17 protein-coding genes are annotated in these 14712 nt (G+C 40.0%); 11 read left to right on the forward strand and 6 right to left on the reverse strand.

What is annotated here, in order from left to right:
• The first annotated feature begins 26 nt into the window (after positions 1-26).
• Complete coding sequence (locus TES1_RS00810; protein WP_042682622.1) at positions 27-1172, forward strand: pyridoxal-phosphate-dependent aminotransferase family protein; 1146 nt, start codon at positions 27-29, stop codon at positions 1170-1172.
• On the opposite strand, the gene TES1_RS00815 is transcribed toward TES1_RS00810, so the two are convergent.
• On the reverse strand, positions 1169-1762 hold the full coding sequence (locus TES1_RS00815; protein ID WP_042679350.1) for a P-loop NTPase family protein: 594 nt from the start codon (positions 1760-1762) through the stop codon (positions 1169-1171). The two genes, TES1_RS00810 and TES1_RS00815, sit on opposite strands and share 4 nt — an antisense overlap.
• A 245-nt stretch (positions 1763-2007) precedes the next feature.
• Between TES1_RS00815 and TES1_RS00820 the strand changes: the two genes are divergently transcribed.
• On the forward strand, positions 2008-2922 hold the full coding sequence (locus TES1_RS00820) for an asparagine synthetase A (RefSeq protein ID WP_042679352.1): 915 nt from the start codon (positions 2008-2010) through the stop codon (positions 2920-2922).
• Here the strand turns inward: TES1_RS00820 and TES1_RS00825 are convergent.
• The 3 genes from TES1_RS00825 to TES1_RS00835 are packed head-to-tail and all read right to left on the reverse strand — an operon-like array spanning position 2915 to position 5741.
• Positions 2915-3451: a nitroreductase family protein gene (locus TES1_RS00825; protein WP_042679354.1), complete on the reverse strand. Its 537-nt coding sequence runs from the start codon at positions 3449-3451 to the stop codon at positions 2915-2917. The genes TES1_RS00820 and TES1_RS00825 overlap by 8 nt on opposite strands.
• Positions 3452-3491: 40 nt before the next feature.
• On the reverse strand, positions 3492-4904 hold the full coding sequence (gene gltA, locus TES1_RS00830; RefSeq protein WP_042679356.1) for an NADPH-dependent glutamate synthase: 1413 nt from the start codon (positions 4902-4904) through the stop codon (positions 3492-3494).
• Positions 4905-5741: a sulfide/dihydroorotate dehydrogenase-like FAD/NAD-binding protein gene (locus tag TES1_RS00835; RefSeq protein WP_042679358.1), complete on the reverse strand. Its 837-nt coding sequence runs from the start codon at positions 5739-5741 to the stop codon at positions 4905-4907.
• A 139-nt stretch (positions 5742-5880) separates the two neighbouring features.
• Between TES1_RS00835 and shyB the strand changes: the two genes are divergently transcribed.
• The 9 genes from shyB (at position 5881) to TES1_RS00880 (ending at position 12485) form a co-directional block, all read left to right on the forward strand.
• Positions 5881-6885, forward strand: a complete 1005-nt coding sequence (gene shyB, locus TES1_RS00840) for an NAD(P)-dependent hydrogenase/sulfhydrogenase 2 subunit beta (protein WP_042679359.1) — start codon at positions 5881-5883, stop codon at positions 6883-6885.
• Complete coding sequence (gene shyC, locus TES1_RS00845; protein ID WP_042679361.1) at positions 6882-7751, forward strand: NAD(P)-dependent hydrogenase/sulfhydrogenase 2 subunit gamma; 870 nt, start codon at positions 6882-6884, stop codon at positions 7749-7751. The genes shyB and shyC overlap by 4 nt, the downstream gene beginning before the upstream one ends.
• A complete protein-coding gene (gene shyD, locus TES1_RS00850) occupies positions 7752-8489 on the forward strand; it encodes an NAD(P)-dependent hydrogenase/sulfhydrogenase 2 subunit delta (RefSeq protein WP_042679363.1) in 738 nt (245 codons plus the stop codon).
• Positions 8483-9733 (forward strand): NAD(P)-dependent hydrogenase/sulfhydrogenase 2 subunit alpha, encoded by a 1251-nt coding sequence (shyA, locus tag TES1_RS00855; RefSeq protein ID WP_042679365.1) that lies wholly within the window; start codon positions 8483-8485, stop codon positions 9731-9733. Before shyD ends, shyA begins: the two co-directional genes overlap by 7 nt.
• Positions 9734-9853: 120 nt before the next feature.
• A complete protein-coding gene (locus tag TES1_RS00860) occupies positions 9854-10510 on the forward strand; it encodes a DUF257 family protein (protein ID WP_158505945.1) in 657 nt (218 codons plus the stop codon).
• Positions 10497-10817 (forward strand): tRNA-binding protein Pbp11, encoded by a 321-nt coding sequence (pbp11, locus tag TES1_RS00865; RefSeq protein ID WP_042679367.1) that lies wholly within the window; start codon positions 10497-10499, stop codon positions 10815-10817. Before TES1_RS00860 ends, pbp11 begins: the two co-directional genes overlap by 14 nt.
• Positions 10818-10864: 47 nt before the next feature.
• Positions 10865-11710: a TatD family hydrolase gene (locus TES1_RS00870; protein WP_042679369.1), complete on the forward strand. Its 846-nt coding sequence runs from the start codon at positions 10865-10867 to the stop codon at positions 11708-11710.
• Positions 11711-11856: 146 nt separating this feature from the next.
• Complete coding sequence (locus tag TES1_RS00875; RefSeq protein ID WP_042679371.1) at positions 11857-12093, forward strand: AbrB/MazE/SpoVT family DNA-binding domain-containing protein; 237 nt, start codon at positions 11857-11859, stop codon at positions 12091-12093.
• A complete protein-coding gene (locus TES1_RS00880) occupies positions 12090-12485 on the forward strand; it encodes a type II toxin-antitoxin system VapC family toxin (RefSeq protein WP_042679373.1) in 396 nt (131 codons plus the stop codon). Before TES1_RS00875 ends, TES1_RS00880 begins: the two co-directional genes overlap by 4 nt.
• Here the strand turns inward: TES1_RS00880 and rtcA are convergent.
• Both rtcA and TES1_RS00890 read right to left on the reverse strand, forming a co-directional pair.
• Positions 12482-13528 (reverse strand): RNA 3'-terminal phosphate cyclase, encoded by a 1047-nt coding sequence (rtcA, locus tag TES1_RS00885; RefSeq protein WP_042679375.1) that lies wholly within the window; start codon positions 13526-13528, stop codon positions 12482-12484. The genes TES1_RS00880 and rtcA overlap by 4 nt on opposite strands.
• Positions 13515-14702, reverse strand: a complete 1188-nt coding sequence (locus TES1_RS00890; protein WP_042679378.1) for a hypothetical protein — start codon at positions 14700-14702, stop codon at positions 13515-13517. The genes rtcA and TES1_RS00890 overlap by 14 nt, the downstream gene beginning before the upstream one ends.
• Between the last annotated feature and the right edge of the window lie 10 nt (positions 14703-14712).

Below are 14712 nucleotides of genomic sequence, written 5' to 3' on the forward strand. Positions count from 1 at the left end.
TATTGAGTGAGGTGGGGTTCATGCAGATGCAGTTTGAGGACGCTTACAAGGAAGTTTATGAGATTGTTAAGCCGAAATACAAGCTCTTCACAGCTGGACCAGTTGCATGTTTTCCAGAGGTTCTCGAGATAATGAAAGTTCAGATGTTTAGTCATAGAGCAAAGGAGTACAAGATAGTTCACATGGACACTGTTGAAAGATTGAAGAAGTTCCTTGAGGTTGAAAAGGGTGAAGTTTTGCTCTTTCCAAGCTCTGGGACTGGAATTATGGAGGCAAGCATAAGGAATGGTGTTTCTAAGGGTGGAAAAGTTCTTGTCACAATCATTGGTGCATTTGGAAAGAGATACAAAGAAGTTGTTGAGTCAAACGGGAGAAATGCTGTTGTCCTTGAGTATGAGCCCGGAAAGGCTGTAAAGCCAGAGGACTTGGATGAAGCGTTAAAGAAAAACCCGGATGTTGAAGCTGTGACAATTACCTATAACGAGACTTCAACAGGTGTTCTCAATCCTCTCCCTGAGCTGGCCAAAGTTGCTAAGGAGCACGACAAGTTAGTTTTCGTTGATGCTGTTTCAGCTATGGGTGGAGCTGACATAAAGGTCACCAAGTGGGGAATTGATGTAGTCTTTGGAAGTTCTCAGAAAGCCTTTGGTGTTCCGCCGGGATTAGCAATTGGAGCATTTAGCGAGGAGTTCATAGAGATAGCCAATAAGGCCGAGGAGAAAGGCTGGTACTTTGATGTCCCAAAGTACATTAAGTATCAGGATAAGAAACAAGGAACACCCTCAACGCCACCAGTTCCTCAAGTTTTAGGGTTAAATGTTGTCTTGAGGATTATTGAGAAAATGGGGGGTAAAGAAGAGTGGCTCAAGATGTATCAAAAGAGGGCTGAAATGGTTAGGAATGGTGTTAGAGAAATTGGCTTAGAAGTTTTGGCTGAACCTGGTTATGAAAGTCCAACAATAACTGCTGTCTTAACTCCAGAAGGAATAAAGGGTGAAGATGTTTACAATGCAATGCGTGAAAGGGGCTTTGAGTTAGCAAAGGGTTATGGTGAAGGAATTAAAGAAAAGACATTTAGGATTGGCCATATGGGATACATGACATTTGAAGACATTGAGGAGATGCTCCAAAACTTAAAAGAAGTTATAGAAGACCTGAAGAAGAAAGCTTAGCATACCTTCTCCAGCTTTATTTTTCCTCCTTCTTCAACTACTCTATAAATTGCATTAACCTTTCTAATCCCAGTTCTTATGTCACGATAGAGCTCAATTATCAGCTCGAACCTCTTTAAGGTCTCATCGTCTATCTTAAGCCAGTGTTTAACTTCACTCACGATGTCCCTTGAAAGTATGAGTGATGAAATTATGAATGCATAATCATCTACGAGTTCTTTCAGAATCAGAGGCACGTTAATTGTGTGGAGAGTGTCTATAACAACATAGTCGGGATTGAGCTTTTTGATTTCCTCAATTACTTCATTTGTCCTTGTTCTAACGCTCTTTTTATTGAATTCAGTGTTTATAACTTCGATATTTTCTTTGAAAGGCTTAAATTCATTGTAAGCTGTTACAACTGCTATTTTCCAGTCATCAGGAATTAGATGAACTATAGCCTCAATTAGCTTTGTTTTACCTGTTCTGCTTGCCCCGACAACTAAAATGTCGCTTTTTCTCAGAAGGGCATCTTTAATAGTCTCAAGCTGTTCTTTAGTTATGTTTCCATATCTGAGCAAATCCTCCGGAGTGAAGATGTAAACTCCCATTTTTGCCACCGTAGAATACTGTGGAAACAGATAATTATAACTGTATTGGTACACCAACGTTAGAGAAGGCCTCTGGGGATGCAAATACTTTTTGAAAGTCTCTTTTAAAATATCAATTTCTATCTAATTCTTTGTCAATTATTCAAAAATTCTCATATATAAATGCCAAAATTTGTCCAAATTTCAAAGTTTTTTGCATAAAAGACATAAACCATAAAAGTAGTGTCAAAAAATAGGTGATAAATATGAACGCTGTTCAATTAGTTAAAAGAGATATTGCGCCAGCTGTAGAGGTTCAAACTAAGGTTATTGAATATATGACAGGATTTTTCGTAGATAAAGGGTTCAAGTGGTTGCTTCCAGTGATGCTTAGCTCAATAACTGACCCTCTCTGGCCAGATCCAGCGGCAACTAGAGCCCTAAAGCCTCCAGAGATAGAAGCGTATGGTGGAAAGCTTAGATTAATGCACAGCATGATTCTGCATAAGCAATTGGCTGTGGCTATGGGGATAGACAAGCTATTCATACTTTCTCCAAACATAAGACTCGAAGGGAGAGAAGCTGATGATGGAAAGCACGCATATGAGTTTACCCAGCTTGACTTTGAAATAGCTTATGCAACCATGGATGACGTCATGAGCTTAATCGAAGAGGCAATTTCTGGGCTTTTCAAAGAGGCAAGAAAGTGGGAGATTCTTGAAGAACTGGGCAGAGAAGTTCCAAAGGCTAAGCCACCGTTTAAGCGGTTCACTTTGGAGGAAATCAAAGCAGAATTTGGTGATGAAGATAAAGCAAGTGAAGCTATGGATGAACCGTTCTGGATTACTGATATTGAAAGGGAATTCTACGATAGAGAAGATCCAGAGAGACCAGGACACTTCAGAAACTATGACTTATATCTGCCTTGGGGTTACGGTGAAGTCTCAAGCGGCGGTGAGAGAGAGTGGGAATACGATATAATTGTTAGGAAGATGAAGAAGGCCGGAATAAGCCTTGAGGCATTCAAACCATACCTAGAGGTTGCCAAAGCAGGATTGCTCAAGCCTACAGCAGGAGCTGGTATAGGTATGGAGAGATTAGTTAGATTTATTGTGGGGGCAAAGCACATAGCCGAAGTTCAGCCATTCCCAAGAATTCCGGGAATTCCGGCAATTATTTAAGGTGGTTTCCAAATCTGTTTAGATGCACCCTCTCCCACATTATTTCATCTTTTCTGTGCTCTGGTTTTTCTTCAGCTGGATACCCAATACCAATGATGCAAAGAATCCTTATATTCTTGGGAATTCCCAAGAGCTCTCTGACGTAATCTTCAGCAGTCTTATTGTCATCGTGCATCCTTTCATGTATATGGCCCCAGCAGGCACCTAAACCCAAAGCGGTTGCTGCCAATTGAATATGCTCAGCAGCTATAGAGCAGTCGTAAATCCATGCACTGCTTATCTGCTCATCTCCACCGACAACTATCGCTAAAGGTGCTGTTTCGAGAAACTTTACAGCAGGTCTTGTTTCAGAAAGCTTCTTTATCAACTCTCTATCTTTAACAACCACAAAGTGCCAAGGTCTTCTGTTTCTTGAGCTTGGGGAGTAAAAAGCAGCTTCGAGGATTTTCTCAATAAGTTTATCTGGAACTTCTTTATTTTGAAATTTTCTAATGCTTCTTCTTTTTCTTACAACTTCAAAGAACTCCATATCGTTCACCAAAATTATTAGAAATAAGGAAAATTTAAAGCTAAGCTTCCTTGCTTAAATATTCATGTATTGCTCTTGCGGCTTTTCTTCCGTCTCCCATTGCTAGGATTACGGTTGCTTCTCCTCTTATTGCATCCCCACCAGCAAAAACCCCAGGAATCGAAGTCATCAAATTCTCATCAACTATTATCCTTCCCTTACTGTCAACTTTTAAATCTGGAACTGTCTGGAAGAATGTTTTATTTGGAGTCTGCCCGATGGCAATTACTGCAGTATCAAACTCCATGATGAACGTTTCCCCAGTTGGAATTGGTCTCCTTCTTCCGCTCTCATCTGGTTCTCCAAGCTTCATCTTTTCAAGCTCTATTGCCTTTAAATTACCGTGCTCATCTCCTATAAAGCGCTTGGGTGAGACAAGAAACATGAAGTTTACTCCTTCTTCTTCAGCATGGTGAATTTCCTCTATACGAGCAGTCATCTCTTTTCTTGTTCTTCTGTAGAGAATCCAGACTTCAGCGCCAAGTCTTAATGCAGAACGAGCTGCGTCCATTGCTGTGTTTCCGCCACCAATAACAGCGACTTTCTTTCCAACTTTTATTGGAGTGTCATATTCGGGGAATTCATAAGCCTTCATGAGGTTGATTCTTGTAAGGAATTCGTTAGCTGAGTAAATTCCATTCAGGTTTATACCCTCCCATTTGACGAATCTTGGCGTTCCTGCACCAGTGCCAATAAACACGGCATTATACTCTTCCCTCAGCTCATCAAATGTAACTGTTTTCCCTACTAATGTGTTTGTCTCGATTTTTACTCCAAGCTTTTTGAGATTCTCAAGCTCTTTTTTCACGATTTCTTTTGGTAGTCTGAACTCTGGGATTCCATATATTAGGACTCCTCCCGGTTTGTGGAGGGCTTCGAAGATTGTCACTTCATAACCCATTTTTGCAAGTTCTGCAGCACAAGTTAAACCAGCCGGTCCTGCTCCGATGACTGCGATTTTCTTTCCGTTCTTCTTTATTCCTTTTATTTGTTCTTCTAGTAGTTCTACATCTATTTCGTGTTGTCTTGCGTAGTCTGCTACGAATCTTTCTAGTTTTCCTATGTTTATTGGGTCTCCTACTTTGCCCATTACGCAGACTCCTTCACATTGATCTTCTTGTGGACAAACCCTACCAGTAATAGCAGGCAAAGAATTACAAGCCCAAATAACTTCCAAGGCTCCCTTAATATCTTCTTCTTTAATTTTAGCTATGAAAGCTGGAATGTTGATGTTCACAGGGCAGCCTTTGATACAGGGAGCGTAAGTTTCAGGGCATTGTAAACAGCGTTCAGCCTCTTTCTTTGCAAGTTCAAAGTCATAACCAAGATTAACTTCAAAGAAGTCTTTGTTCCTCTCTTCTGACGGTCTCTCTGGAGTGGGAATCCTCTCTTTAATGAGCTTTCTCTTTGGCATTTAAACCATCCCCCTCTCGCGCTTCCACTTCTCAAAAGAAATCTTCTCTAAATCCTTGTAATAGTCTAAACGCTTCATCAGTTCATCCCAGTTCACTTGGTGTGCATCGAACTCTGGGCCATCAACACATGCGAACTTTATTTCTCCCCCTACTGTAACCCTACAAGCGCCGCACATTCCAGTACCATCAACCATAATTGGATTCAAGCTGGCAACTGTCTTTATGTCATATGGCTTTGTGAGCTCTGCAATAAACTTCATCATTATCGTTGGCCCAACTGCATGAACTAGGTCAATCTTTTTTCCTTCATCTATGAGCTTTTGAAGCGCGTGAGTAGTAAATCCTTTCATTCCATAACTTCCATCGTTTGTGGTTACTATGACTTCATCACTAACTTGTTTTAGCTTATCCTCCCAGAACACAAGCTCTTTTGTTCTAAATCCAAGAATTGAGATCACATAGTTGCCAGCTTCTTTCATTGCTTTTGCAACTGGGTAAATCTCTGCAACGCCAACTCCACCGCCTATCATTACAACTGTTCCGAACTTATCAATGTGACTTGGCTTTCCTAAAGGACCAAGAAAATCGAGAATATAATCTCCTACTTCATAAGTTCCCAGTTCATATGTTGTTTTTCCGACTTCTTGGGCAACTATTGTAACTGTTCCTTTCTCAGGATTTGTGTCCGCTATGGTTAAAGGAATTCTCTCACCTTTTTCGTGGAGTCTGAGAATCACAAATTGTCCTGGTTTAGCCTTTTTTGCGATTTTTTCAGCCTTGATTTCAAAGAGATTTATTCCGGGAGCTAATTTTTCTTTATGCAAAATTTCAAACATTTAAGCTCACCAAACACTAAATTTGTTTTGCTGATATAAAATTCTTTTCACTATTAGTTGATAACTAACTGTTGCAAAAATCCTTAAATCTGAAATTTGACAAATATAAACGGAAAAAATAATTTCAAAGGTGATTATCTTGAGATATGTAAAACTCCCATCTGAGAATTTTGAAGAATTTTTCAATTCTCTAAAAAGCTGGGGAACAGTTTATGCTCCAGTAAAACAGGGAAACATTTACTCTTTTAAGCAAGTTAATACTTTAGGAGAAGTTTCATTAAATTACACACGCACTATGCTTCCTCCAAAAAAGTTCTTTGTCCATCCAAAAGACACCCTTTTGAAGCTAAAAAACGGTAGATGGGAAGAAAGCAAGGAAGTTGAAAAGATAGTCCTCTTTGGGGTTCATTCATGTGACATTCATGGACTTCAAATTCTTGATAAAGTATATCTAGCTGAGCCCATTGATCCTTATTACAAAAATAGAAGAGAAAATGCAGTTATTATTGGGATTAGCTGTATGCCAGATGAGTATTGCTTCTGTAAGAGCCTAGGAACGCACTTTGCAATGCATGGATTTGACCTGTTTTTGCATGAGCTTCCGGATGGCTGGCTTGTCAGGGTCGGAAGTGTAAAAGGGCATGAAATAGCCTGGGCTAATGAAAGCCTTTTTGAGGAAGTTACGGAAGAGGACTTGAAGCACTTCAAAGAGTTCGAAGATAAGCGCTCTGCCTCATTCAAGAAGCATTTGAATAAAGAAGGACTAGCCGATATGTTGGATTTAGCATTTGATAGTCCAGTGTGGAAAAAATATGAGCGCATTTGTCTTGGCTGTGGAAACTGCAACATGGTATGTCCAACATGCAGATGCTATGAGGTCTGTGACTACTGGATAAATGCTTACGAGTCTGTGAGAGTCAGAAGATATGACTCATGCTTCATGGAGACTCATGGGCTCGTTGCAGGGGGACACAATTTCAGACCAACGCGTTTGGACAGGTTTAGGCACCGATACTACTGTAAAAGTTATTTCGATCCTTCTGCGGGCTTCAACTGTGTGGGCTGTGGAAGATGTGATGAGTTCTGTCCAGCGAAGATAGAGCATGTGAAAGTTCTTGATGAAGTTAGGGAGGAATTGAAATGAACCCATTTCAAACTTATGACGCGAGGATTTTAGAAATTAAGGAGCTCACCCCAAGAGAGAAGCTCTTCACACTGAGATTCGTTGATCCAGAAATTAACAAGGAATTTACATACAAGCCTGGTCAGTTTGTCATAGTTGATATTCGGGGCTTTGGAGAGTTCCCAATAAGCCTGTGCTCTTCTCCAACCAGAACTGGATACTTCCAGCTATGTGTCAGAAGGGTTGGAAGGATGACGAAATACATGCATAAACTTAAGGAAGGGGACATTATCGGCATTCGTGGCCCCTATGGCAATGGATTTCCAATGGAAGAAATGGAAGATTCAAACCTTCTCTTAGTTGCTGGTGGCCTAGGAATGGCGCCATTGAGGAGTGTCCTCTGGTATGCACTGGATAGCGGGAAATACAAGCAGATATATTTGTTCTATGGAACCAAAAGCTATGAAGACATTCTGTTTAGAGATGAAATTATCCACCTCTTGAAGCATGGAGAGGCCATGAATTGCAGAGTGAAGCTTGCTTATGAAGTTGAAAGTCCATCATGCATTTATCTGGAAAAAGGCTTTGCTCCCAAGGTCTGTAAAGGTGTTGTAACTGATTTATTTAGAGGGGAAGAGTTAGACGTAGAAAATACGTATGCTTTAATCTGTGGGCCTCCAGTGATGTATAAATTCGTGATAAAGGAGCTCTTGGACAGAAAACTTACTCCGGGCAGGATTTACATGACATTGGAGAGAAGAATGAGGTGTGGAATAGGCAAGTGCGGCCACTGTATTGTAGGAACGAGCACATCAATAAAGTATATTTGCAAAGATGGGCCGGTCTTCACTTATTGGGAAGCTCTTTCTACAAGGGGGTTGATTTAAATGCTCAAGCTGGGAGTTTTTGAGTTGACAGACTGTGGAGGCTGTGCACTTAACATACTCTTCCTCTATGACAAGCTCTTTGATTTACTCGAGTTTTATGAGATAAAAGAATTTCACATGGCCTCAAGCTTTAAGGAGCATGATCACCTCGATGTAGCCATTGTTACTGGAACGGTATCCTCTCAAAGAGATTTAGAAGTGTTGAAGCATGCAAGAAATTACTCCAACTACCTAATTGCTTTGGGGACGTGTGCAACTCACGGTTCTGTTCAGGGGGCTGTTGAAGGGAAGATTAGGGATAAGCTTGAGAAAGTTTACGGAACGAGGGCTAATCCAATGAAGGCTTTGGATTCAAAACCTGTGATTGAATACATAGCTGTTGACTTCGCTTTGCCCGGCTGTCCATATGATAAGATGGAGCTTTACCAACTCCTCATTGACTTGGCAAAGGGCATTGAGCCAGTGAAGAAGGATTACCCAGTCTGTATTGAATGCAAGCTCAATGAATATGAATGTGTCCTTGTGAAAAAAGGAGTGCCTTGTTTGGGTCCGATAACCCTTGGTGGATGTAATGCAGTGTGCATTAGATCGGGACTGGGATGCATTGGATGCAGAGGTCCTCTGCCGAAAGAAGCGAATCCAACAAGTGAATTTGAGATTCTCAGGGAGTTGGGATATGATGAGGAATACATACGAAAGAAGTTCAAGACATTTGCAAGGGGTGAGCTGAGATGGTAATTCTTGAAGTCGGTGAGTTCACAAGAGTTGAAGGAAACGGTAAAGCAGAGATTGTCATCGAAAACGGGGAAGTTAAAGAAGTTAGAGTAAAGATAGTTGAAGGGCCAAGGTTCTTTGAATTGCTAACACTCGGCAGGTATTATTGGGATGTTCCAGATTTAGAGGCAAGAATCTGTGCAATCTGTTATTTAGCGCATTCATTTGCCTCAGTTCTTGGAATTGAGAAAGCTTTTGGAGTTGAAGTTCCTGAGGAAATTCAACTTTTGAGAGAACTAGGCTTAATTGGCGAAGTCCTTGAAAGTCATGCACTACACTTATACCTCTTAGTGGCTCCAGATTTGTTTGGCTATCCTGATGCCATTAGGATGATGAGTAAGCATGGTAAACTCGTAAAAGAAGGGCTAACTCTCAAAAGCTTTGGAAACTACATTAGGGAGATAGTTGGGGGAAGAGAGATTCACGGTATTAACATAAAACCCGGTGGATTTGGAAGATTTCCAACAGTAGAAGAGCTTGAAAAAATCGAGAGAAATTGTGATGAGCTCTTGAGGATGGCAAAGAAGGCTGTCAACATTTTTGCAACTCAAGATGTTTTTGGAGCTGTGCCAAGGTATCACATTGCTACGGATGAATATCTCTATGGAGAAAAGCTAATTGCATCTGATGGGGAGAGGTTTGATTATCTTGAGCATATCGAAGAGAAAGCTCTACCATACAGTTTTGCGAAGCAGAGCAAATACAAGGGAGAAATCTTTATGGTTGGTGCACTGTCTCGATTAATGCTCAAAGCCGATAAGCTAACACCAATAGCGAAGGAGTTATTCGAGCAACATAAAGAAAAGCTTTCTCAATGCTATGTCAGCTTAAACAACTTGGCACAGGCAATTGAGCTTGTGTATGCAGTTGAGAGGGCAAAAGAAATTGTAAGTACGCTTTTAGATAAAGGGATTAAGGGGGAGAACGTTCCAATTGAGCCTAAAGAAGGAGAGGGAATAGGCTATGTTGAGGCTCCGAGAGGAGTTTTAATTCACCATTATAAGATTGATGAAAAGGGAAACATAACCTACTCGAACATAATAACTCCGACAGCTCTAAACCACGCTTTAATGGAGCTAAGCCTCTATGAGGAAACAAAGAAAAACTACGGCACTTTAGATGAGAACTCGTTGGTACATAAATTAGAAGAGACTGTTAGGGCATTTGATCCATGTATTTCATGCTCTGTGCATCTTGTTAGGCTTTAGTCTCTTTTCCTTTTCTTCCCTCAGAAAATCAAAATTATTATAAAACACCAAATGCTTCAATATAAATTAGTGAGAGCAATGAAAAGAGTGACTGGAAGTATAAAGAGTATAAGTCGAATTATGGACTCGCTAAAAATAGGGGAGACTGTATTGGTTATCTATGAGGAATCCTTGATTCCTGAGTTTTCGTTTTTGTTTTTCGTTGAATATGCCTCCAGAAAAGGCATACCGATTATTGTGGATGATATTCTTGACTCGCTTTATGTTGTCAAGCAGCATTTGGAGTTTACAGGGATTGATACGAACTTTTTTGATGATGTTGTTGTGGTGAAAGTTGGGGGCACAAATAAAGTTGGAAATGTCTACAAACATATACCTCTTGAAGGGGCTTACAGAGAAAAGTACCGTCTAGCAGTTAAAGAGTTGTACAAGAAAAAAACAAACATTCTAAACATTGTATTGGGCATTGAAAACCTCTTTTATCTATCTACAAAACCAACTGATGTCCTTGGAGTAGTATCTGAGCTGATATCTTTCTTAGGTAAAAAGAGTCGCATAGCAATATATATGATCAACAAAAATATAGCGGAAATGGCCCCTATAAATCCACTCCCATTCTTTGAGCGAACTGCGAGTACAGTTGTATATGCAGAACCTTATCCAAGAAAAGCCGTTATAAGAATTGGCAAGTGCTCGTCTCTTGACTTGGTTGGGAAATCCTTCATAGTAGAGCTTGAAGATGTACTTCAATATTGGGATGAAAATGGGACTTTTTAGAAAACTATTCAAAAAATCAGAAAGAGACATTGAGAAAATTGAAATAGTCTCAAGAAAGCCAGTTGGCAAGTTTAGGGTTCTCCAGGTTTTCCAAATTTTAGGAAGGCAGGTTTTAAGCGGAGAAGTTCTTGAGGGTATTATATATCCGGGATACAAGGTCAAGGGAAAAGACGTTGGAGTAGTAATGGCGATTGAAAAAGAGCATAGAAGAGTTGACTTTACAGTTTCTGGAGATAGTGTGGCGCTAATTCTCGAGAATAAGATGAGAGTCGAAAAAGGAGAGGTTCTTGAAGTTTACCAGTCCTAACTTAAGGCTTAAAAGTTCATAAGCTTAGCTCTTTTTGGTGGTGGAGGATGATAATCTTTGATAATCACTTTCACGTTGACCCTTATAAAGGGCTCTTCCTTGAGGCTGTTAAGCAGTTTCACAGAGCAGGTGGAACACATCTCAATGTGGTCTACAAAACAGCTCACGATTACGGCTTTGCTGGGATGAAAGCAGAGGACTTCATGAAAGCTATAGACTTCCATATAAAACTCGTTGAGAAAATAAACAAAGATACTCCAGTGAGGGCTTTTGCTGTTGTCGGAGTTCATCCAGCTGAGTTCGTATATTTAGCTGAAAAGAAGGGCTTGGAATATGCTAAGGATGAGGTCATGAAAGCTCTGGAATATGCCCAAAAGCTGTGTCTTGAGGGTAAAGCAATAGCCATCGGAGAAATCGGCAGACCCCATTTTGAGGTTAGCGAGGAGATTTGGGATGCGAGCATTGAGCTGATGAAGTATGGGATGGCTCTTGCTAAAGAAGCTGATTGTGCTGTTCAATTGCATACAGAGAGCTTCACAGAAGAGAAGTTCAGGGAGCTTGGAAAAATAGTTAGGGAAGTTGGAATAAAGCCGTATAAAGTTGTCAAGCACTATTCCCCACCTCTTGTGAAAATTGCAGAGGAAGTTGGAGTTTTTCCCTCAATTTTGGCGAGCAAAAAGGCTATGATGGAGGCTATAATGCAGGGCAATAGGTTTTTCATGGAGACTGATTATATTGATGATAAAAGAAGGCCTGGAGCCGTGTTAGGGCCAAAGACCGTGCCAAAAAGAACGAAGGCTTTCCTCCAGCAGGGAATCTTCACTGAAGAAGATGTTTACAAAATCCATGTTGAGAATCCAAAAAAAGTGTATGGAGTGGAGATGGAAGAGTAGTTAATTCCTTATCGCTTTTTCTGTCTTAGTGGATTAATATCAAGTTATACATAGAGAAGGAAAAATGAGCTTTGGTACTATTTGATATTATAGATCACAAAAACCTTATTAACCTACATTGGTAAAACATTTATGGTGAAAGTAGGATGGTTACTGTAAAAGTTTCCTCAAAAGGTCAAATTGTTTTACCAAAATCAATTCGAGAAAAGTTTGGGATAAAAGCAGGGGATGAAGTGGAGATATTAGACCTAGGGAATGAACTGATTATAGTACCTATTAAAAAGGACATAAAGCTCAGAGGACTTGTGAAGTTTGACAAACCGGTGACAGAAATTCTCAAAGAAGTTAGAGAAGAGGAAGAAAAGCTGGAGGCAAAGAAATGAAAATCGTTCTCGATAGCTATGCTGTTCTCGCATACATTGCAGATGAAAATGGAGCTGAGACTGTTGAGCGTTATTTAATGCAGGCAAAACAAGGAAAAATTGAACTTTACATGAATGCAGTTAATTTAGGTGAGGTTTATTACATCATAGCACGAAGAAAAGGAATTGAGGTTGCGGACTTAGTAATTGCATTGCTTAAAAGGGAACCTATAAAAATTGTACATGCTGATGGAAGAATTTCCCTAATAGCTGGGAGGATAAAGGCATTCCACAAACTCAGCTATGCTGATGCCTTTGCCGTAGCAACTGCAATAGACCTAAATGCAAAGCTCATTACTGGAGATAATGAGTTTAAAAGCGTTGAAGGTAAAATAGAGATAGAATGGCTCTAAACTTTTTTCACGACCCTGACTCTTCCTGGCTTTCCTACTTCTCCTTCAACTTCAAACACTTTTCCAAAGAACTGCTCGACAACCCAGACATTCGTGACCAAATGCTTTGTAATCTCGCTCACCCATATCTCACCACCGGCAAAAGCCAAGAATGGGATGAGCTGATCTCCAAGGAACTTATCCACGGCATGCATTGGCTTGAGCTGGTCTAAAAGCTCTTTTGCTGCTTCTTCACCCACTACCTCTGCAGGCTTCCCTCTCTTTCCAAGTGCGTCCCCACCTAGACGTAAAACATCAGTGTTTGCCCATACAACAATTCCACTTCCTGGACCTAAGTGGGGGTCTTTATCTCGTTCGTAGTACTCCTCTATAATATTAATAGGTATATTGGGATAAGCGTTCTCAATCACTTGCTTTGCAGCTTTTGCCTGCCTTATTGCAACGTGAGATGGTAGCTTTACTGCGTGGCTTATTCCCTCAAAACTCTCAATTTTTGTAAATCTTGTAGCTCTGAGCTCTCTTTTCTCTTCCCAAGGTTCAACTTTTCCAACAACAATCCCTCCACCTCTGGGATAGTGACCTCTCCTTTTTATTTCAATCTCCGCTTTAAGCCCCATTTTTTCGAGGGCGAAGAGCGTAACATTTTTGAGGTAATCAACCGGTGGTGACCAAGGGACATCTGTTCCTCCGGTTATCTCAAAGGTTACCTCTTTGTCAGCAAAAGCCATTGCAGGTAATAGGGCTTGTAGAACGAGTGTTATGCTTCCGGCAGTTTTTATTGGGACTTTAATGTGCTTTGGCTGAATTTTGCCAGGATAGAACTCCAAAACTTTTGAGCCCACTTCAGCTCCTCTAACTCTGGCGTTGCAGAGTTCTTTTAGTGCTAAAATTCCATGCAGATGTTGAGGTCTTAAGCCGGGATTAGGTCTGTTTGCCCTTATGTTGATGATTTTGATTGGCTCTCCTGTGATTGCTGATAAAGCTACTGCTGTCCTTAAAATTTGACCTCCGCCTTCTCCATAACTCCCATCAATAACTTTCATGATCTTCACCAATCATTATTACCAATGCTGTCTTTAAAAGCTCTGATGTTTCTCGCTCTGGATTTCTAAGCTTAAGCTTTTCAACAAGCCTTTTTAGGTTCTTAAGAGCTTTCATAGTTCTATATTCTCCGGAAAGTTGTTTAAGGATTGAAGTTGAACATTCAATGCCAAATTCTTTTAGGAAAAACTTTTTTAGCATTTCTTCATCAAAGATAGGGAACTTAATTCTCACTGGGAATTCCAAGCCTTTGTATTTATCAGCTTCTTTGGTTTCAACAATGAGGGTAAAATTGACAGGTATTTTATATTGTTTAACTCCTATCGGAAACTTTACGTATCCTCTATGCTTTATTCTTTTGAGCTTTTTAACAAGTTCAACAGGCGGTTCTGAAAGAATTAAATAGCCATGGTAAGCTTTCAAAAAGAGGGGCGCAGAGTAAACTTTATCCTCGACTTTTTTGAATTCAAACTCTTCTGTACTATCAACATAATAGTCCCAACAAATTACAGGAGTCTTTACTAAGACCCATTCTACCTGGGAAGTTATTTTTTCATGAATTTCCTCGTCAAAAATTTGTATTATGTTATCATGAACCTCTAGGTATCGTGGTATTTTTACTCTCCCTTTGATACATTTCTTGAGTATATTAGCCAAATCAACCTCCGCTTCGTTGATTATTATTGCATCCTCTCTGAGCTCTAAAAGCATTATTGAGTCTATGAATTCTTCGGGAACCTCATCTGTTATGGATTTTACATCAATATGAGGCTCAATTTCTGTAGCTTCAGGTTTTTCTTGATTGTCTTTTTGTCTTTTAATTTTCTTTAGCAGCTCCTTACTCACAGCAGTTATCTGATAAATTTTGTCCTTTCCTTCTAAGTATAATATGCCATTAGAAAGTAGCTTTAGTCCTAATCTAGCCAAATATGCTGAAAGTTCTTCTTCTGTCCTTGTACTTATTATTCTTTTGTCTCTAACATCTTCAAATCCTTCATCAACAAGAACGAAATCTGCCGGATGGAGATTCTTTTCGTTGAGAAAAAGATTCAATATATCAAGAGTTTTTTCTCTGTCCTCTCCATAAACTTTAATGAACTCTATTGTGCCATCTCGGTACATTCCAATAAAAATGAGAGAGTCATACCTTTCTTTGGGAATTAATAGCTCTTCCATATCTCCTACC

Origin of the sequence: Thermococcus paralvinellae, from assembly GCF_000517445.1 — an archaeon.
GTDB classification, from domain to species: domain Archaea; phylum Methanobacteriota_B; class Thermococci; order Thermococcales; family Thermococcaceae; genus Thermococcus_B; species Thermococcus_B paralvinellae.

Excerpts from the sequence above, each read along its gene's own strand:
- TES1_RS00810 (WP_042682622.1), top strand. The coding sequence starts at position 27 with ATGCAGTTTGAGGACGCTTACAAGGAAGTTTATGAGATTGTTAAGCCG.
- TES1_RS00815 (WP_042679350.1), bottom strand. The coding sequence starts at position 1,762 with ATGGGAGTTTACATCTTCACTCCGGAGGATTTGCTCAGATATGGAAAC.
- TES1_RS00820 (WP_042679352.1), top strand. The coding sequence starts at position 2,008 with ATGAACGCTGTTCAATTAGTTAAAAGAGATATTGCGCCAGCTGTAGAG.
- TES1_RS00825 (WP_042679354.1), bottom strand. The coding sequence starts at position 3,451 with ATGGAGTTCTTTGAAGTTGTAAGAAAAAGAAGAAGCATTAGAAAATTT.
- gltA (WP_042679356.1), bottom strand. The coding sequence starts at position 4,904 with ATGCCAAAGAGAAAGCTCATTAAAGAGAGGATTCCCACTCCAGAGAGA.
- TES1_RS00835 (WP_042679358.1), bottom strand. The coding sequence starts at position 5,741 with ATGTTTGAAATTTTGCATAAAGAAAAATTAGCTCCCGGAATAAATCTC.
- shyC (WP_042679361.1), top strand. The coding sequence starts at position 6,882 with ATGAACCCATTTCAAACTTATGACGCGAGGATTTTAGAAATTAAGGAG.
- shyD (WP_042679363.1), top strand. The coding sequence starts at position 7,752 with ATGCTCAAGCTGGGAGTTTTTGAGTTGACAGACTGTGGAGGCTGTGCA.
- shyA (WP_042679365.1), top strand. The coding sequence starts at position 8,483 with ATGGTAATTCTTGAAGTCGGTGAGTTCACAAGAGTTGAAGGAAACGGT.
- TES1_RS00860 (WP_158505945.1), top strand. The coding sequence starts at position 9,854 with ATGGACTCGCTAAAAATAGGGGAGACTGTATTGGTTATCTATGAGGAA.
- pbp11 (WP_042679367.1), top strand. The coding sequence starts at position 10,497 with ATGGGACTTTTTAGAAAACTATTCAAAAAATCAGAAAGAGACATTGAG.
- TES1_RS00870 (WP_042679369.1), top strand. The coding sequence starts at position 10,865 with ATGATAATCTTTGATAATCACTTTCACGTTGACCCTTATAAAGGGCTC.
- TES1_RS00875 (WP_042679371.1), top strand. The coding sequence starts at position 11,857 with ATGGTTACTGTAAAAGTTTCCTCAAAAGGTCAAATTGTTTTACCAAAA.
- TES1_RS00880 (WP_042679373.1), top strand. The coding sequence starts at position 12,090 with ATGAAAATCGTTCTCGATAGCTATGCTGTTCTCGCATACATTGCAGAT.
- rtcA (WP_042679375.1), bottom strand. The coding sequence starts at position 13,528 with ATGAAAGTTATTGATGGGAGTTATGGAGAAGGCGGAGGTCAAATTTTA.
- TES1_RS00890 (WP_042679378.1), bottom strand. The coding sequence starts at position 14,702 with ATGGAAGAGCTATTAATTCCCAAAGAAAGGTATGACTCTCTCATTTTT.